General features: G+C 71.8%; 14 protein-coding genes. 5 read left to right on the top strand and 9 right to left on the bottom strand.

Features of this window, described 5'->3' with window-relative positions; translation table 11 throughout:
- Nucleotides 1-39: 39 nt before the first annotated feature.
- The 4 genes from AC3WUG_RS05675 to AC3WUG_RS05660 all read right to left on the bottom strand — a co-directional run bounded on the left by AC3WUG_RS05675 (nt 40) and on the right by AC3WUG_RS05660 (nt 5,456).
- The gene (locus tag AC3WUG_RS05675) at nt 40-1,755 is read right to left on the bottom strand and encodes a dipeptide ABC transporter ATP-binding protein (RefSeq protein WP_492326775.1); all 1,716 of its coding nucleotides are present in this window, start codon (nt 1,753-1,755) and stop codon (nt 40-42) included.
- Nucleotides 1,752-2,735: an ABC transporter permease gene (locus tag AC3WUG_RS05670; RefSeq protein ID WP_492326774.1), complete on the bottom strand. Its 984-nt coding sequence runs from the start codon at nt 2,733-2,735 to the stop codon at nt 1,752-1,754. Before AC3WUG_RS05670 ends, AC3WUG_RS05675 begins: the two co-directional genes overlap by 4 nt.
- Nucleotides 2,728-3,654, bottom strand: a complete 927-nt coding sequence (locus tag AC3WUG_RS05665; RefSeq protein ID WP_492326773.1) for an ABC transporter permease — start codon at nt 3,652-3,654, stop codon at nt 2,728-2,730. Before AC3WUG_RS05665 ends, AC3WUG_RS05670 begins: the two co-directional genes overlap by 8 nt.
- Nucleotides 3,655-3,827: 173 nt before the next feature.
- Nucleotides 3,828-5,456, bottom strand: a complete 1,629-nt coding sequence (locus AC3WUG_RS05660) for a peptide ABC transporter substrate-binding protein (RefSeq protein WP_492326772.1) — start codon at nt 5,454-5,456, stop codon at nt 3,828-3,830.
- A 359-nt stretch (nt 5,457-5,815) separates the two neighbouring features.
- Between AC3WUG_RS05660 and AC3WUG_RS05655 the strand changes: the two genes are divergently transcribed.
- On the top strand, nt 5,816-6,424 hold the full coding sequence (locus tag AC3WUG_RS05655; protein ID WP_492326771.1) for a TetR/AcrR family transcriptional regulator: 609 nt from the start codon (nt 5,816-5,818) through the stop codon (nt 6,422-6,424).
- An 80-nt stretch (nt 6,425-6,504) separates the two neighbouring features.
- Here AC3WUG_RS05655 and AC3WUG_RS05650 read toward each other — a convergent pair whose 3' ends face one another.
- The 4 genes from AC3WUG_RS05650 to AC3WUG_RS05635 form a co-directional block, all read right to left on the bottom strand.
- Nucleotides 6,505-7,692, bottom strand: coding sequence for an MFS transporter (locus tag AC3WUG_RS05650; RefSeq protein WP_492326770.1), 1,188 nt, complete (start codon nt 7,690-7,692; stop codon nt 6,505-6,507).
- A 26-nt stretch (nt 7,693-7,718) separates the two neighbouring features.
- Nucleotides 7,719-8,615 carry an aldo/keto reductase gene (locus tag AC3WUG_RS05645; protein ID WP_492326769.1) on the bottom strand — a complete coding sequence of 299 codons (897 nt, stop codon included), beginning with the start codon at nt 8,613-8,615 and terminating at the stop codon, nt 7,719-7,721.
- 49 nt (nt 8,616-8,664) lie between these two features.
- Nucleotides 8,665-9,525: an aldo/keto reductase gene (locus AC3WUG_RS05640; RefSeq protein ID WP_492326768.1), complete on the bottom strand. Its 861-nt coding sequence runs from the start codon at nt 9,523-9,525 to the stop codon at nt 8,665-8,667.
- Nucleotides 9,526-9,627: 102 nt separating this feature from the next.
- Nucleotides 9,628-10,515, bottom strand: a complete 888-nt coding sequence (locus tag AC3WUG_RS05635) for a helix-turn-helix transcriptional regulator (protein ID WP_492326767.1) — start codon at nt 10,513-10,515, stop codon at nt 9,628-9,630.
- A gap of 283 nt (nt 10,516-10,798) precedes the next feature.
- On the opposite strand from AC3WUG_RS05635, the gene AC3WUG_RS05630 reads away from it, so the two are divergent.
- The 4 genes from AC3WUG_RS05630 to AC3WUG_RS05615 all read left to right on the top strand — a co-directional run bounded on the left by AC3WUG_RS05630 (nt 10,799) and on the right by AC3WUG_RS05615 (nt 14,097).
- A complete protein-coding gene (locus AC3WUG_RS05630; protein ID WP_492326766.1) occupies nt 10,799-11,881 on the top strand; it encodes an FAD-dependent monooxygenase in 1,083 nt (360 codons plus the stop codon).
- Between the two features lie 433 nt (nt 11,882-12,314).
- Nucleotides 12,315-12,659, top strand: coding sequence for a cyclophilin-like fold protein (locus AC3WUG_RS05625; protein ID WP_492326765.1), 345 nt, complete (start codon nt 12,315-12,317; stop codon nt 12,657-12,659).
- A 13-nt stretch (nt 12,660-12,672) separates the two neighbouring features.
- On the top strand, nt 12,673-13,110 hold the full coding sequence (locus AC3WUG_RS05620) for a cyclophilin-like fold protein (protein ID WP_492326764.1): 438 nt from the start codon (nt 12,673-12,675) through the stop codon (nt 13,108-13,110).
- Between the two features lie 84 nt (nt 13,111-13,194).
- Nucleotides 13,195-14,097 (top strand): helix-turn-helix domain-containing protein, encoded by a 903-nt coding sequence (locus AC3WUG_RS05615; protein ID WP_492326763.1) that lies wholly within the window; start codon nt 13,195-13,197, stop codon nt 14,095-14,097.
- A gap of 408 nt (nt 14,098-14,505) precedes the next feature.
- Here AC3WUG_RS05615 and AC3WUG_RS05610 read toward each other — a convergent pair whose 3' ends face one another.
- Nucleotides 14,506-17,763 (bottom strand): glycoside hydrolase family 3 protein, encoded by a 3,258-nt coding sequence (locus tag AC3WUG_RS05610; protein ID WP_492326762.1) that lies wholly within the window; start codon nt 17,761-17,763, stop codon nt 14,506-14,508.
- Nucleotides 17,764-18,226 lie beyond the last annotated feature (463 nt).

Below are 18,226 nucleotides of genomic sequence, written 5' to 3'. Positions count from 1 at the left end.
GCTCGTTCGACGTCGAACTCGGCCGGCTTCCCGGGGGCGTCACCGACCTGACAGCACGGTCGGGATCGATGCTCCGGGGATCGCATCGAGCAGGTCACGCGTGTACTGCTCGCGCGGGTGGTCGAACACGTCGTCCGTCGGGGCGTGCTCGACGACCCTGCCGCCCTGCATCACCACCACGGAGTCCGCGATCTGCCGCACGACCGCCAGGTCGTGAGTGATGAACAGGTACGCCAGCCCGAGCTCGCGCTGGAGCCCGGCCAGCAGCTCCAGCACCTGGGCCTGCACCAGCACGTCCAGGGCGGAGACCGCCTCGTCGAGCACGACGACCTCGGGCTGCAGCGCGAGCGCCCGAGCGATCGCGACGCGCTGGCGCTGGCCGCCCGACAGCTCGTTCGGGAACCGGCGCATCGCCGTCTGGGGCAGGGCCACCATGTCGAGCAGCTCGCGGACCCGGGCCTCGCGGCTGCGCCGGTCGCCGACCCGGTGCAGGCGCAGCGGCTCCTCGAGCGTCCGGTAGATCGAGAACTGCGGGTCGAGCGACCCGTATGGGTTCTGGAACACCGGCTGGATGCGCCGGCGGAACGCCATCTGCCGGCGCCCGGTCAGCGCCCCGACGTCCTGGCCGTCGAACTGCACGGTGCCGGACGTCGGCTCCAGAAGCCCGAGCACCATGTTCGCCGCGGTCGACTTGCCGGAGCCGGACTCGCCGACGAGCGCGAGCGTGCGCCCCCGTGCGAGCGAGAAGCTGACGTCGTCGACCGCGGTGAACTCGCTGGTGCCCGGCCCGTGCCCGCGCAGGCGGAACACCTTGGTCAGGTGCGAGGCCACGACGACCTCGTCCCGGCGCACCTCGGGCTCGGCGGCGTGCTGCGCGAGCTCCTCCTCGCTCGTCCGCCCCGCGGCGTGCGCCACCTGGATGCGGCGGGACGACAGCGACGGGGCCGATGCCACGAGCCGCCGCGTGTACGGGTGCTGCGGGTCGGCCAGGATCTGCCGCGCGGGACCCGACTCGACGACCTGCCCGCGGTGCATCACCACGAGGTGCTCGGCCCGCTCGGCGGCCAGGCCCAGGTCGTGCGTGATGAACAGGACCGCGGTGCCGAGCTCGGACGTGAGCGTCTCGAGGTGGTCGAGGATCTGCCGCTGCACGGTGACATCCAGGGCGGAGGTCGGCTCGTCGGCGATCAGCAGCGTCGGGCGGGCTGCGAGGCCGATGGCGATCAGTGCGCGCTGGCGCATGCCGCCGGAGAACTCGTGTGGGTACTGGTCTGCGCGCCGCGCGGCATCGGGCAGCCCGGCCTCCGCCAGCAGCTCGGCGACCCGGGTGCGGCGCTGGGCGCGCGAGCCGCGGAACCCGTTCGCGCGCAGTGCCTCGTCCACCTGGGTGCCGATCTTCCACACCGGGTTCAGGTTGGACATCGGGTCCTGCGGCACCAGGCCGATCTCGTCGCCGCGCAGCGCCTCCATCTCCCGGCGGCCGAGCCCGACCAGCTCGCGTCCGGCGAACCGGATGCTGCCGCCGGTCACCGTGCCCGTCCCGGGCAGCAGGTCGATGACCGCGTGGGCGGTGGTGGACTTGCCGGAGCCGGACTCGCCGACGATCGCCACGGACTGCCCCGGGTAGACGGTCAGGTCGGCGCCACGGACCGCCTGGACCTGGCCGGCGGCGGTGGTGAACGACACCTCCAGCCCGCGGATCTCGAGCAGCGGGGCGGCGAGGTCGACCGGCGTGCGGGGGGTAGGAGTGCTCATCGCGTGCGTGCCTTCGGGTCGAGGGCGTCGCGCACGACGTCGCCCATCATGATGAAGCCGAGCACCGTCAGGGCGAGGGCCCCGGCGGGGAACAGCAGGATCTCGGGGTCGGTGCGGATCGCGCCCTGCGCCTGCGAGATGTCGCCGCCCCACGACACGGTCGACGGCGGCAGCCCGATGCCGAGGAAGCTCAGCGTGGCCTCGGCGACGATGAACGTGCCGAGCGCGACGGTGGCGTAGACGATGATCGGCGCCGCGGAGTTCGGCAGCACGTGCCGCACCAGGATCGCGGCACGGCCCATGCCGAGGGACCGGGCAGCGGTGACGAACTCGTTGTTCTTCACCGACATCACCGTGCCGCGGGCGATGCGGGCGATCGACGACCAGCCGAACGACGCCAGCACCACGGCCACGGTCAGCGCGGTGCGCTCGGTGGCGACGCTCATGATGACGATCGCGGCCAGCACCAGCGGGATCGCGAAGAAGATGTCGGTCAGCCGGGACAGCAGCGTGTCCGCCCAACCGCCGAGGTAGCCGGCCAGCGCGCCCATCAGGGTGCCGACGGCGACGACGATCGCGGTGGTGAGCACGCCGACGGTCACCGACGCGCGGGCGCCGTGGATCGTGCGCGAGTAGATGTCGCAGCCCTGCCGGTCGAAGCCGAACGGGTGGCCCGCGCGCGGTCCGGCGAGCGCGTCCGCCAGGGCGCAGGTGCGCGGGTCGATCGACGTGAACACGCCGGGGACGACCGCGACGAGCACCACCGCCAGGATCAGCACGCCGGACACCCAGAACAGCGGCCGGCGGCGCATCCCGCGCCACGCCTCCGTCCAGAAGCCTGCGGGCGCGGCCGTGGTGGTGACCGCGTCGACGGCACCGAGGCCGCCCTCGTCGGTCGGCCGGGCGACGTGCTCCTGGCCGGTGCGCGGGGCGGTGCGCGTAGCGGGCGCGGTGCCGGGGGACAGGGGGGCGTCAGGCATAGCGGATCCTCGGGTCCAACGCGGCGTACAGCAGGTCGACCACGAGGTTGGCGACGATGTACACCAGCACGAGCACGGTGGTCAGGGACACGACGGTGGCGTTCTCGCCGCGGGTGATCGCGTCGTAGAGCGTCCCGCCGACCCCGCGGATGTTGAAGATGCCCTCCGTGACGATCGCGCCGCCCATCAGGGCGCCGAGGTCGGCGCCGAGGAACGTGACGACGGGGATGAGGGAGTTGCGCAGCACGTGCCGACCGGTGACCTGGGTACGGGACAGGCCCTTCGCCCGGGCGGTGCGCACGAAATCGTCAGACAGGTTCTCCTGCACCGACGTGCGCGTCAGGCGCAGCACGTAGGCGAACGACGTCGCGGCGAGCACGACCGCGGGCATCAGCAGGCTGACCACGCCGGGGTCGCGGCCCGCGGTGACCGGCAGCCACCCGAGGTTCACGCCGACGACGATCTGCAGCACGAAGCCGATGACGAACGTCGGCACGGCGATCACGAGCAGGCTGAGCACCAGGACGGTCGAGTCGAACACCCCACCCTTGCGCAGGCCGGCGACCAGGCCGAAGCCGATGCCGAACACCGCCTCGATGATCAGGGCCATCACGGCGAGCTGGAACGTCACGGGAAGCGCCTGCGCGATCACCTCGAGGACGTCGCGGCCCGTGAACGTGACGCCGAAGTCCAGAGTGAAGATCCCCTTGAGGTACAGCAGGTACTGGACGAGGAACGGCTCGTCGAGGTTGAACTGAGCCCGGATCTGCTCCTGCACGGCGGGGGCGAGACCGCGCTCGCCGCCGAGCGCCGCGACCGGGTCGCCGGGGCGCAGGAACACCAGGGCGTACAGCAGAAGCGTCGCTCCGAGGAACACGGGGATGACCTGCAGGAGTCTGCGGCCGATGTACCAGCGCATGCCGATGTCACTTCCGTCTCGGGGAGACCAGGTCCGGGCGCGGCGCTCCCGCGCCCGGACCTGGGGGCCGATGCGCACCCGGCCCTGGCAGGCTGTGGTCCGCGCCGGCGGTCGAGAGGGCTCGGGCCCGCGGCGTCGCCGACCGGGGGACGACAGCGCCGCGGGCACCGCCCTCACTCGGTCTTGGTGACCTGGTACAGGATCGGGTCGGAGTCCCAGCCGAACTCGACGTCGTCTACCGTGTCGGCCCAGCCGCCCGTGGCGTTGGAGTACCACAGCGGGATGCCGGGCAGGTTCTCGAACAGGATCGTCTCGGCGTCGGTGTACAGCTGGACGGCCTGCTCCGGGTCCGACGCGCCGTTGGCCTCGGCGAGCGTGGCGTCGAAGTCCGTGCTGGACCACTGGCCGTCGTTCGAGCCCGCGCCCGTACCGTAGATCGGGCCGAGGAAGTTGCTCATGGCCGGGTAGTCGGCCTGCCAGCCGCCGCGGAACAGGCCCGGCACGGTGCCGGAGTCACGGGCGTCCAGGAACTCGTCGAACGTCGGGTACGGGAAGAACTCGCATCCGATCTCGAGCACCGTGCGGATGTTGTTGCACACCGCGTCGACCCACGTCTGGTGGTCGGAGTCCGCGTTCGAGGCGATCTGCAGGGTGTATTCGCCGAGCGGCTCGACGGTCTCGGCCTGGGCCCACAGGTCGGCGGCCAGGTCGGCGTCGTAGTCCAGCACGTCGTTTCCGGGGATGTCCTCGGTCCAGCCGTCGATCACCGGGGAGGTGAAGTCGGTGGCCGGCGTGCGCGAGCCGGCGAAGATCGTCCCGGTGACCTCCGCGCGGTTGATCGCGTGCGAGATCGCCTGGCGGCGCAGCAGGCCGCCCGCGCCCTGGAACTCGGGCAGCCACTCCGGCACGGTCAGGACCTGGATGACCGCGGCGGGCTGGTTGACCGAGCGACCCTCCAGCTCGTCCTCGAACGTCGCGAACGCCGACGACGGGACGTTCTTGATGATGTCCAGCTGCCCACCGAGCAAGTCGTTGTAGGCGGAGTCCTCGTCGGTGTAGGCGATGAGGTCGACGCCGCCGTTCGCCGGCGTGCGCTCGCCCGCGTAGTCCGGGTTCGGGACCAGCGAGATCTGCGAGTCGTGCTCCCAGGACTCGAGCATGTACGGGCCGTTGCCGACCGGGGCCTCGCCGAACGCCTCGGGGTCGTCGTAGAACGACTCGGGCAGCGGGAAGAACGCCGCGTAGCCCAGGCGGATCGGGAAGTCGGACTCGGGCTGGTTGAGGTTGACGACCAGCGTGCTGTCGTCCTCGACGACCAGGCCGCCCTCCTCGATCAGCGAGGTGTTCGCGTCGTACGAGAAGCCCTGGATCGGCTCGAAGAAGTACGAGAGGTTCTGGGCGTTGTCGAGCTGCGCGGCCCAGTCCCAGGCGTTCGCGAAGCTCTCCGCGGTGACCGGGGTGCCGTCGGTGAACGTCCAACCGTCGGCGATGGTGATGGTCCAGGCCTGGTTGTCCTCGGACTCGATCGACTCGGCGACCTCGTTGTGCACCCCGCCCTCGGCGTCGTAGTACACGAGGCCGGCGAAGATGTTCTGCACCGTGGCCGAGCCGTTGGTCTCGTTGGTCATCGTGGGGATGAGCGGGTTCTGCGGCTCACCGTTGCTGACGGTGACGATGCCGCCGCTCGAGCCGCTGCTGCTGCCGTCCTGGGCGCCCTCGTCCGAGCCGGACGTGCAGGCGGTCAGGGCGAGGGCGCCGGCCAGGCCGAGGGCCGTGAGCGCGGCGAAGCGTCTGGTTCTCATGTGTTCCTCCGATGCGAGGCGGCGAGGGGGTGTGCCGCCGTCGGATGACGGCCGCCGGCTTGCCGGGGACGCGTCACGAATCGCGATGTGGACCCGGGGAGGCTATGTCCGATCCCGAGGGCAGAACGTCGATTCTGCAGCACGGAGTGCGTTCGTTATGCATCCGGGACCGTGGTTTTACGTCCCTGACACAGAACTGCGCGGAACGATACTGGGCGTTCTTGTTCGCGGCGGCGCGCGGCTCGTGCCGCGCAAATACCTCATCGCTGCGCCGATGACAAGGGGTCGGTTTGTCCCTCCGTCACCGCTCGCAACGGGGGGTAGCCTCGAGTGTTCACCGTGCTCGGCACCCGAGGAGAATGCTGACCTTGCCCACCCCGAAAATGCGCCGGCCGCGTGGAGCGGCGACTCGGCTGCGCATTCTCGACGCCGCGGACCTGCTGTTCTACCAGCGGGGGATCCGCAACGTCAGCGTCGAGGACATCATCGAGAGCGCCGACACGACGCGCATGACGATGTACCGGCATTTCCAGTCGAAGGACGAGCTGGCGCTCGCGTATCTGGAGCGGCGTGCCGACGCGGAGCGCCGCACCGTCGAGGCCCTGCTGCACGGGGGAGCGGCGCGAGGCGCCGACGTCCTCGAGCTGCTGGCCGACGCCATCGGCCTGGAGACGGCGGCCGGTTCGTTCCAGGGCTGCCCGTTCCTGAACGCGGCAGGGGAGTTCCGGGAGCCCGGGCACCCGGTGCGCGTCATCGTCGAGAAGCATCGTGCGTGGTACCGCGGCATCGTCGAGCGGTTCCTCGACGCCGCCGAGGTCGACGACCCGGCCGGGACGGCCGATCGGTTCGTCATGCTGCGCGATGGGGCGATGGTCCGTGGGTACTTCGGTGACGGCACCGGCCAGATCGAGGCGCTCGAGCGTGGCGTGCGAGCCCTCCTCTCGGACGAGGTGTCGCCGGCCGCGTGACGTACCGGGATCGGTCGGGGCTGAGCGCGGCGGCGCCCCGGTCCTCAACGGAGGACCGGGGCATCGGTGAGCGCCGCGCGTCAGCTCGTCGAAGCGAGCCGCTGTCGGCTCAGGGCCCACACCGCGAGCGCGAGCAGTGTCAGTCCGCACCCGGCGACGACGATCGCGTTCCACCCTCCGGCGCTCCACAGGCTCCCGGCGAGGCCGGACCCGACGGCTCCGCCGAGGAAGTTGCTCACGACGATCGCGGTGTTCAACCGGCTGCGGGAGTGCCCGGGGAGCGAGAGCAGCCGCGTCTGCGCGAGGACCAGGTTGCCCTGCGCGGCGACGTCGAGAACGACGATCACGGCGAGCAGGGCGGGGATCGAGGCCTGGGACGCCCACGCAGCCACGAGGGAGGTGAAGAGCAGGAGCAGGGCGGCACCGGTGGCGGGCACGGACCATCCCCGGTCCGTCAGGGCACCCGCCCGCCGGGCTGCGAGCGCCCCGGCGAGGCCGGCGATGCCGACGAGGCCGATCTGGGTGACGGAGAAGTGGAAGGGGTCGGCGGTGAGCAGGTAGGTCAGCGCGGTCCAGAACATCGAGAACACAGCGAACCCGGAGGCGGAGATCACCAGCGTGGGGGCGACGGCGCGGTACCGGGTCACGGTGGTCAGGACCGACCCGAGGAGGCGGAGGTACGGCACCCGCTCGCGCTCGTCGAGCTCGGGGATCAGGGAGCGCAGCACGAACGCCAGGGCGATGATCGCCACCGCGGCGCCGGCGAAGATCGCCCGCCAGCCCCACAGGTCGGCGACCACTCCGCTCACCGTGCGGGACAGCAGGATGCCGATGAGCGCCCCCGAGGCCACGGTCCCCACCACCTTCCCGCGCTGCTCGGGGGCGGCGAGCTCGCTCGCGAGCGGGGTGAGCAGCTGGGCCGAGACAGTGGTGAGACCGAGAGCCGCCAGCGCTGCGAGGAGCACGCTGAACGTGGGAGCAGCCGCGGCGCCGATCAGACCCGCGGCGGACACGCCGAGGAGCGCCGGGATGAGACGTCGCCGGTCCAGGACGTCGCCGAGCGGGACGATCAGGAAGATGCCGAGCGCGTACCCGATCTGGGTGACGGTCACGAGAACGGCCGCGGACGCAGCGGGAACGCCGAGCGAGGAGGCGATGACCTCGATGAGGGGCTGTGCCAGGTACAGGCTGCCGACGGCCGTGCCCGCGGCGACGGCGAAGGTGACGGTCCGTCCGCGGGTCATCGCCCGCGCGGTCTCGGTGGTCATCGTGCTCCTCGTTGCCGTTGCCGGACTCAGCTCTCGCTGACGTCGACGTCGAAGGTCGTGGGGTCGACCTCGTCGGGGTCGGGGCCTCCGCGCCTGCCGGTGTCCAAGGCGTCGAGACGGCTCAGCTCGGCGCCGGTCAGCTCGAAGTCGAGGACGTCGAGGTTCTCGGCGATGCGTGCCGGGTTCGTCGACTTCGGGATCGCTGAGCGGCCCTGCTGGAGGTGCCAGCGCAGCATGACCTGGGCGGGGCTCTTGCCGTGCGCCGCGGCGATCGCGGCGATGGTCGGGTCCTGCAGGGCGCTGGTGCGGTTCTCCCCCCACCCCGGGTAGAACGTGATGCCGCCGATCGGGGACCACGCCTGGGTGAGGATGCCGTGCGCGGCGTCCGCGGCCTGGACGGCGGGCTGCGTGAAGTACGGGTGCAGCTCGACCTGGTTGACCGCGGGGACGACCTCGGTGCGCGCCAGCAGCGCGTCGAGGTGGTGCGGCATGAAGTTGCTGACCCCGATGGCCCGCACCTGGCCGTCGGAGAGCAGCTGCTCCAGGGCGCGGTACGCCTCGACGGTGCGGTCGAAGTGCTGGGGCATCGGCTGGTGCAGGATCAGCAGGTCGATCTGGTCGACCCCGAGCTTGCGAGCGCTCTTGTCGAACGCGTGGCGGGTGGCGTCGAGCCCGTAGTCGCTCACCCAGACCTTGGTCTCGAGGAACACCTCGGAGCGGTCGAGGCCGGAGCGGCGCACGCCCTCGCCGACCTCGCGCTCGTTGCCGTAGCCGGCCGCCGTGTCGATGTGCCGGTAGCCGGCGGTCAGGGCGGTCGCGACTGCGGCAGCAGTGTCCTCGGGGGCGCTCTGGAAGACGCCGAGCCCGAGGGCGGGCATCGTGACGCCGTTGTTGAGGGTGAGCTGGGGAACCTGCCGGGTCATGGGCGGTCCTTCCGTGGGTGTGGTGGGTGCGGGTGGTCGGCGGTTCGGCTCAGGTGTCGAACCGGTGGGTGCCGAGCCAGGCGACCGAGGCGGGGTCGTGGTGGTCGAACGCGGAGCTGGCACCGGTGTCCAGGGTGGCGATGCGCGCCATCTGCTCGTCCGTGAGGGTGAAGTCGAGGACGTCGAGGTTCTCGCGCATGCGCTCGGGCCGCGCGGACTTCGGGATGACCACGATGTCGCGCTGCAGCAGCCAGCGCAGGACGGTCTGGGCGACGCTCTTGCCGTGCTGGGCGGCGATCTCCGTCAGGACCGGGTGGTCGAACAGGTCCGTGCGTCCCTGGCCGAGCGGCCCCCAGCTCTCGTGCTGCACGCCGCGCTCGCGCATGATCGCGTGGTCGGCGGTGCGCTGGAAGAACGGGTGAGTCTCGATCTGGTCGACCGCGGGGACGACCTCGTTGTGCTCGATGAGGTCGACGAGCCGGTCGGGGTAGAAGTTGGAGACGCCGATGGCGTGGACCAGGCCGTCGGCGTTCAGCTGCTCCATCGCGCGCCAGGACCCGTAGACGTCGCCGTAGGGCTGGTGGATGAGGAACAGGTCCAGGTGGTCCAGGCCGAGGCGGTCCAGAGACCGGTGGAACCCGGCCTTCGCGGCGGTCTCGCCGGCGTCCTGGACCCAGAGCTTGGTGGTGATGAAGAGGTCCTCGCGGGCGATGCCGCTCGCGGCGATGGCACGGCCGACGGCGGCCTCGTTCTCGTAGGCGGCGGCGGTGTCGATGTGCCGGTACCCGGCCTCGAGGGCGTCGCTGACGACGCGCTCGGCGTCGTCGCCGGCGACCTGGTAGACGCCGAACCCGATGGTCGGCATCTGAACGCCGTTGTTCAGCGTGACGGTGGGGATGTGCGGGCTCATGCCTGCGTCCTTCCTTGCGAGGTCCGCGCAGCGGGATCCGGGAGCGCGAGGGATCGACCGACCGACCAGGTGGTCGTCGGCACGGATGGGAGGTGGTCCGGCTCAGAGCTGCCGGGCTTCGTCCTGGTTCTCGCCGGCCTGCGCGTGGGCGGGGGCAGCGGTCCAGCTCGCGAGCAGCTGCATAGCCTCGGCGGTCCGGGAGGCCGGCTCGACGACGTACACGAGCATGACCAGACCGGGGTACGCCGGCATCTCGAACGTCTCGTACTCGAACTCGACGTCACCCACGGACGGGTGGTGGTACCGCTTGGTCCCCCGGCGGTACTGCACGACGTCCTGCTCGGCCCACAGCGACCGGAACAGGTCGCTCTGGGTGGACAGCTCGCCGACCAGGCGCACCAGGCCCGGCTCGTGGGGGGTCTTCCCGGCGCTGGCTCGCAGGATCGCGACGTTGTTGCGCGCCGCGAGGTCGTAGTCCCGGTAGAAGTCGCGGGCCCTCGGGTCGAGGAACTGGAACCGCGAGGCGTTGAACGGACGGTCCCCCGCCTGGTCGGCGAACGGGTACAAGGCCCACCCCAGCGTGTTGCCCGCCAGGAAGTCCATGCGGCCGTTCTGCACGAACGCCGGCGCGGTCATCGAGTCGAGCACGGCCTGCAGGCCGGCGGGGACACGCGTGGGCATGGTGCGCCCGGCGTGCGGTGCGCGACGCCCCTTCGCCCGGGCGAGGTTGCGCAGGTGCTCCTGCTCGACGTCGTCCAGCCGCAGGGCACGCGCGATCGCGTCGAGGACCTCGTCCGACACGTTCTGCACCCGGCCGCGCTCGAACCGGGTGTAGTAGTCGATGCTGACGCCCGCGAGGAAGGCGACCTCCTCGCGTCGCAGCCCGGGCACCCGGCGCGCGCCGGCGAACGGCTCGACGCCGACGTCCTGCGGCGTGAGCCGGGCGCGGCGCGAGACCAGGAAGTCGCGCAGCTCGGTGTTGCTGTTCACGTCGTCGAACGTACGCCGCTCCCACCGGGCCCGCCCGGCCCTGTTCAGCCTGGGGTCTGTCAGACCCCAGGCTGTCCCTGCCACGGCTGGACGTCCCTCTGCCGCCGCACGCGGGACACCGCTTCACTGCTGGACGGTCCGATCCGCCGCACCTGACGAGGCAACCATGACCCGCACCGCGCCCTCCGCTCGCCCCGAGCTCTCCACGTCGCGCCGGACCGTGCGCGTCCAAGCCAGCGCCGGCTCGCCTACCGCGCCGCGGGACGAACCCGACACGCGGCGCGTGACCGCGCTGGTCGTCGGCGCGTCGCTGTCCGGCCTGATGTCCGCCCTGGCGCTGTCGCGCGCCGGGATCGACGTGACGGTGCTCGAACGCTCCGGCGCAGACCGGCCGTCGGGGGCAGCGCTCGGGGTGGACGCACGCGACCTCGCGCCGGTGATCGGGTCTGACGCGACCCGCCGAGTCGTCGCCCGGCTGGGCGCGAGTGCCGGATCCGGCGTGGTCCCCGCGACGTGGGCGGCGCTCCACGCCGGGCTCCGGGACGTCGCCCTCGCCGACCCCGGCGTCGACCTCCGGCACGACACCCGGGTGACCTCCGCCGGGCAGGACGACGCTCACGTCTGGGCACGCACCGCGGACGGTGCCGAGCTAGCCGCGCAGGTCCTCGTGGGCGCCGACGGATACCGCAGCCTCGTGCGGCGCCGGATGTTCCCCGAGCACCCCGAGGCCGCGTTCGCCGGCTACGCCCTGTGGCTCGGGATCGCCCTCGAGCGCGAGCTCCCGGGCGTCGAGTGGCCCACGCGGTTCGACATCGTCTCCGCGAGCGGCTACCACCTCCTGGGGTACCCCCTGGCCGGGGACGACGGCTCGACCCGGCCTGGACACCGGCGGATGGGATGGGCGTGGTACGACGCGAGCCGCAACGACGTCCTGCACCGCGCCGGCGTCGTCCAGGGCGGCCGTGCGCGGGGCTCTCTGACCGGCGCGCAGATTCCCGAGGGCACGTACCGAGCGCTCATCCGGGAGGCCGGACGGACCTGGCCCGCCCCCTGGCGGGACGCGGTCGTGCGGACGCTCGAGCGCCGCGCCGCGGTCTGCATCCCGATCACCGAGTACCTCCCCGAGCGCCTGGTCACCGGCCGCACCGCTCTTGTCGGCGATGCCGCGCACGTGCCCACCCCGATGACCGGCATGGGCTTCGCCGCGTCGCTGGCCGACGCCGACGCACTGGCGGCGGTCCTGCGGGGCACGCGTCCGGGCGACGTCACGCGAGCGCTGCTCGCGTACCAGGACCGTCGCCTCGGACCAGCGCGTCGGCTGGTGCTCGACGGGCAGCAGTTCAGCCGGTCCTTCGCCGCAGGGTGACCAGGAGCCGTACGGCGTCTCGCGTCGCGGTCGTCAGGCGTGGGGGGACGTAGCCGGTCCCCCCACGAGGCGTGCACCGCCGGAGGGCGCGTGCCTACCGTCGACGCGGCGGGCACCGAGATCCGTCGTCACTTTCTCTGCCGCGAGGAGCAGCACCATGCGTCTGGTCGTCGAGCGCCCCCGTGGCGACGTCCGTGCCCACCGGCCCTCCGGCGGCAGGCTCGCCGTGGGCATCGTGGTGGGTGCGCTCACGGGGGCGCTGGCCGCAGGATGCACCGCGAGCACGACCTCGGAGGGCACACCCGGCGCGGCGTCTCCCGGCACGCCCTCGGCGAGCGCAGGCACGAGCCGGCCGACCGGGTCCGCCACCACGACACCGCCCGCGTCGGAGCCGGCCGCCCCCGGGGACGACGTCGTCGGTGCGGTCGTCCGGTTGACGTCGCAGGACACGCACGTCGACGTCACCATCGACCAGGACAGCCCCGCGGTCCGGGACTTCCTGTCGATGCTGCCCGTCACCGTCGACGTCGAGGAGTTCGCCGGGCGGGAGAAGATCGCCACGCTGCCGCGCGCGCTCGAGTACGCGGGCACTCCGGGCTCGGACCCCGAGGACGGGGACCTGATCTACTTCATCCCGTGGGGGAATCTCGGGTTCTACTACGACACCTCCGGCATCGGCTACTCCGACCAGACGCTGCACCTCGGCGTCTACGACGCCACGATCGAGCAGCTGGAAGCCCTGGAGGGCACCGGTGTCACGGTCGAGCGGCTCCCGTGATCCGGGGGACGAGATGACCGGCAGCCCGTCGGTGCCTGCAGACCCGGTGCGTCTCCGGATCCGCTCTGGTGACGCGACGATCGGTGCGACGCTGCTCGACAACGCAGCGACCCGCTCGCTCGTCCCCCAGCTCCCGCTGTCCGTGCGCTTCTCGGACTACGGCGGGCAGGAGAAGACCGCGCCGCTCCCCGGCCCGCTCAGCACGGCGGGCATGCCGGGAGGTGACTCCGCGCGTCCGCTGGACCTCGGGTACTACGCCCCCGGGGAGGTCCTGGTCCTGTACTACGCGGACGTCGGGTACTTCCGCGGCATCGCCCGGCTGGGACGCCTCGAGACCACCGTCGAGGCGGTCATGGCCGTGCCGGACGGGACGGACGTGGTCATCGAGCTCGCCGACCCGCCACGACGTGTGCAGCTGGAGGACGGCGAGGACACACCGGCGCGGTCGTAGCCCCACGTGGTGCCGGCGAACCCGGGCGAGGGGGTACCGGGCGGACCCTGGTACGCCCGTTCCGACGAACCTAGGGTCGCGAGCATGAACGCACGTGACGAGCTCCGCGACTTCCTGATGAGCCGACGCGCGCGCACGACGCCCGAGCAGGTTGGCCTCCCGACCTCCGGCAACAGGCGCGTCCCCGGTCTGCGTCGCGACGAGGTCGCGTCCCTGGCCGGCCTGTCCAGCGACTACTACGCGCGCTTGGAGACGGGGCGGGTCGCCAACCCGTCCGACGCGGTCCTCGGGGCCGTGTCCCGTGTCCTCGAGCTGGACGAGGCCGAGCACACGCACCTGCTCGACCTGGTCGCCGCCCGCGCACGACGCTCCCCGCGGCCCGCCGCGACCCGTCCCGGAGGCCCCGCCCCGCGTCCCTCCCTGCAGTGGATGGTCGACGCGATGACCGACGCCGGCGCGTTCGCCGTCAGTCCGTCACTCGACGTCGTCGCGATGAACGCCCTCGCCCGAGGCCTGTACGCCCCGATGCTCGACGGCGCGGGCGGCGCCCGGCCGAACTTCGCGCGGTTCGCGTTCCTGGACGACGCCTCGCGCGACCTCTACCCGGACTGGGCCGGTGCCGCTCGTACCGCGGTGGCGCAGCTGCGCATGTCGGCCGGGGCCTACCCGCGCAGCCGGAAGCTCGCGGGACTGGTCGGCGAGCTCGCGACCCGGTCCGAGGAGTTCCGGGAGATGTGGGCGACCCACGACGTCCGCCTGCACCACGCCGGGACGAAGTACTTCCAGCACCCGGCGGTCGGCGCCATCGAGCTGAGCTACCACACGCTGGACATCGCGAGCGACCCGGGCCATCGGCTGACGATCTACAACGCCGTCCCGGGTACGCCGTCGGCCGACGCGCTGCGCCTCGTCGCCGCGTGGGCGGCGACCCGCGTCGACGGGCAGGAGACGACGGGCCGCCGGCCGGCGCCTGCCCGGGACTCCTGATCGATCCGCCCGGGAGCGCACGGACAGTGCGCTCCCGGGCCGAGCTCACGCGAGGACGTCGAGTCCCGACGAGGACAGCACGACCGGGGCCGGCACCGGGGCCGGCGCGGGTCGAGGTGCAGCGGTGGGAGCAGCCGCGCTGATGACACCAGAGCCCACGGGACCGATCGAGCAGGACATGGATCCACCTCCTGAGGCGGGCCCGGCGGTTCCGGGCCTCGTCCGGCTGTTCGGCGGCGCGGCGACGTCGCTGAGCCGTCGTGGGAGGACCTGACAGGTCTCCCCAGGGTGGGGCGGCGGCGCGCTCCCCGAGGACCCCGTGATGCGGTCTGCCGCGCGGTCACCGGTAGAGCGATACACGGCCGACCGGGGCACGGACGCCTGCCCGTGCCCCGGCCGATTGTTTCGTCAGTCGCGCAGGAGCTCGTCTTCCTGACTCGGGTCGACCGCGAGGCCGCGCAGGTTGCGGCGGTCCGTGACGTCCGCGCCCGGAGGGGTGCCGCCGAGCTCGACCGTGATGGCGTCCACGCTGCGGATCAGTGCGGCGGAGGCCGCCTCGTCGGTGATGCGCCGCTCGACGACCGTGCGGAAGCGCTCCAGGTGGACCAGCGCGGTCCGGTCGTCGCCTCTGGCCTCGGCGGCGCGGACGCGGAACAGGATGTTCCGCAGCTGCACGACGTCCCGGCCCTGGACGACCTGGGTCTCCTCGAAGTGGCGCAGGAGGATGTCCAGGTCGCGGAGCGAGGTCTTGACGTAGAACCGGAACGTCTCCGACGTGACGTTGCCCGCCGGGTCGGTCGCGGTGACGACCAGCGTGTGCTGGCCCAGCGCGAGCCTCCACAGCTCGAGCGGGACGGACAGGTCGATTGGCTCGCCGTCGAGGGTCGACGCAACGGTGGCGGTCGGGTCGTCGATCGTGAAGCCGAAGTCGATCGTCCCGCCGACGCCGTACAGGCCGCCGTCGGTGAGGCCGGGCAGCTCGAACGTCGGAGCGGTGGTGTCCTCCGGCTCGACCGTGAACGTCGCCCGCAGGGGCAGGTCCTCGGACGACCTGCCCACGAGCACCGTGTATTGACCGGGCGCGATCTTCCAGCTGTCGCTGGCCTCGTCGAAGTACCCGAGCGGGTGCGTCGAGGCGGTCGGGTCGATCTGGACGTCCACCTCGGTCGCCGAGCCCGCTTCGGTGCTCACTCGTGCGTACCCCACCAGCCGGTTCGGCTCGCCGGTCGAGTCCGGGAGGTCGAGGTAGACCTGCGCGGCCTCGTCGCCGTCCCGCGTGCCGGTGTTGGCGACCGTGAACCCGACGTCGATCGGTGAGGTCCGTCCTGCTGGGGCGTTGACCTCGAGGTCGCTGTAGTCGAACGACGAGTAGGACAGGCCGTAGCCGAACGGGAAGAGCGTGTCGACGCCTGCCGTCTGGTAGCCCTTGTAGCCGACGGCGACGCCCTCGGTGTAGTCCACGTTCACGTCGCCCGCGCCGGCGTACGGGGCCACGACTCCTGGGGCGAGTGCGTCCTCGCTCGCGGGATAGCTGAGCGTGAGCTTGCCGGACGGGTTCACGTCACCCCACAGGACCCGGGCGAGCGCCCGACCTTGCTGCTGACCGCCGAAGTACGTCTGCACGACGGCCTCGACGTCGTCGAGCCACGGCATGGTGACCGCGCCGGCCGAGGAGAGCACCACGATGGTGTTGGGGTTGGCCGCGGCGACGGCTTCGATGAGCTGGTCGCCGCTCTGCGGCAGCTTCAGCGACACGCGGTCGTGCGCCTCGCCCTCGATCGTGTTGGCGTACACGATGGCCACGTCGCTGCTGGCTGCGGCGTCGACGGCCCTCTGCATCTCCGGTGACTGCGCGTCCGGGGGTGTCTTCCACTGCAGCAGCACCGTGCCGTCGTTGAGGATCTCGAACGGGGCGTTGCCGTTGAACGTGACCCGGATCTGGTGCGCCTCACCCTCGACCCAGCTCAGGTCGGGCGTCGTGGCGACGGGAAGCGTTCCGGGCGCGCCGTCCATGACCAGGACCTGCTGGCCGTCGAGCTCGAGCGTGGCGTCACCGAGCCCGGTCAGCGACAGCTGGTACGTCCCCGTCGCCGGCGGCGTGATCCAGCCCTCGTAGACGGCGGAGCCCGGGCACGTCGGACAGCTGACCGGCGGCGGCGCGACCTGCGACGGTCCCGGGGTGTCGAGCGTGGAGAGGATGCCGACGTCGTAGTTGACCTGCGGCGCGATGCGCTGCTCGTCAGGCGCTCCCTGGAAGTCCTGGGCCCGCCAGAACTGCGCGTCCAGGCCGGTGCCCTGACGGTTGGTGGGAGAGAGCACCGACGACGGCACGGCCGTCATGTCCCGGGCCTCGAGCATGTTCGCGCCGTTGGCCTGGTCGTTGCCCGCCACCCACTCGACGGTTGCGCCGGCGTCGGTCGCCCGTGCCGTGATGCCGTCGAGCGTGGTCGTCTCCTCGGTCGCGAGGACGAACGGCGTGCCGCCACCGATGGCGATGTGGTCGGCGTCGGCGCCGATCACTGCGATTTCCTGGGCGTCGTCTGCGAGGGGGAGGGCGCCGTCGTTCTTGAGCAGCGTGATCGCCTGCTCCTGCACCTCCTGGGCGATCCTGCTGCCCTCGGCGACGTCGATGGTGCCGGGCTCGATGGGGTTCTCGAAGAGGCCGAGCCGGAACATCGTAAAGAGGATGCGGTAGCACGACTCGTCGAGCCGCGACTCCGGGACGCTCCCGTTCTGAACCGCCTCGAGCAGGTGCTCCGAGTAGGCGTCCTTGTCCCCGGTCTCGATGTCGACGCCACCGTTGAGCGAGCCCAGGGTCGTGTGCGCTGCGCCGTAGTCGGTCCCGACGAAGCCGGTGAACCCGAAGGTGTCGAGGTACCCGCGCAGCGTGTGCGGGTTCTCGCACGCGTACTCGCCGTTGACCTTATTGAACGCACACATGACGCTGCCGGCGTCGGCATCCTTGATGGCGGCCTCGTAGGGCAGCGCGTGCACCTCACGAAGCGCCCGCTCGGTGACGATGTTGTTGCCGCCGTTGCTGCGGTTCGTCTCCTGGTTGTAGGCGAGGTAGTGCTTCAGTGTGGCCATCACACCGTTTTCCTGGAGAACGGTCGTGAAGTCGGTCAGGTAGTCGGCGGTCATGATCGGGTCTTCGCTGGGGCTCTCGTTGGTGCGACCCCAGTACGGGTTGCGCAGCATGTCACCGACGGGGCTGAGCAGGACGTTGGCGTCGCTGGCGAGGGTCTCGGCGGCCACCTGCTCCGCGTAGCGCCTCGTGGTCTCCCGTGACCACGTGGCGCCGAGCGCCTGCGCCGAGGGCAGCGCGGTGGCACGCTCGCCCGTGTTGAGCGTCTGCCAGCCGTGCGCGTGGATGCCCGACGCCGAGTCCTGCATCGCGAGCTCGGGGATCCCGAGGCGGGGGATCGGGGCGTTGTAGAACGCGTACGTCCCGAACTCCTGGTTGCCGCTCATGAGGTCGACCTTCTCCTCGAGGGTCATCTCGGCGAGGAGCAGCGTCGCGCGCTGGTCGGGCGACAGGGAGGTGTCCATCCACGGCCACGGCTCGTCGGCCGTCGCAGGCGGCCCGACAGCGAACGCGCTCGTCAGGATGAGAGCCGCGGCGGCGATGATGCCGGCTGCTCGCCTTCGTGCTGACGTCGTCTGCATCGTGTGGCTCCTTCGCCATCACCGTGCGCCTTCAAGGCCGACCGGCATGGGCCCGCGCGAACCCACGGCGGCCGTCCGGCCGCCGTGCGAACGGTGCGTTCCACCCGGGGTGCGGCGGTGATCACGGGCGTGTGCTGCTCGGACGTCGGTGCCGTGATCCCGCGACGACTGGAGTGCAGCATGCCTCCGTGTGGCTCTGCGGGTCCACCGTGTCTGCTTCGGCGAACTCCCCTGTGTAGACGGAGCCCTCTACGCCGAAGGCTTCCGACAACGTCCGATTGGATCACGGATGGTGGGCCGGCGGTACCCCTGCGTCGTCCCTCCGGTCGTCCTCCAGCCGGCGCCGCGCCAGCGGTTCGGTGACGTCGGCGACACCGCTGCGCGAGCACGGCGACCTCTCCGAGCGCCGGAGGCCGCGGTCGGGACGCGACAGGTCGCCCTCGCTGGGAGATGGGGGGACCGG

Source organism: Cellulomonas sp. EB106-03-03-XG116, from assembly GCF_058792015.1.
This window is presented reverse-complemented; position numbering and strand designations above follow the sequence as displayed.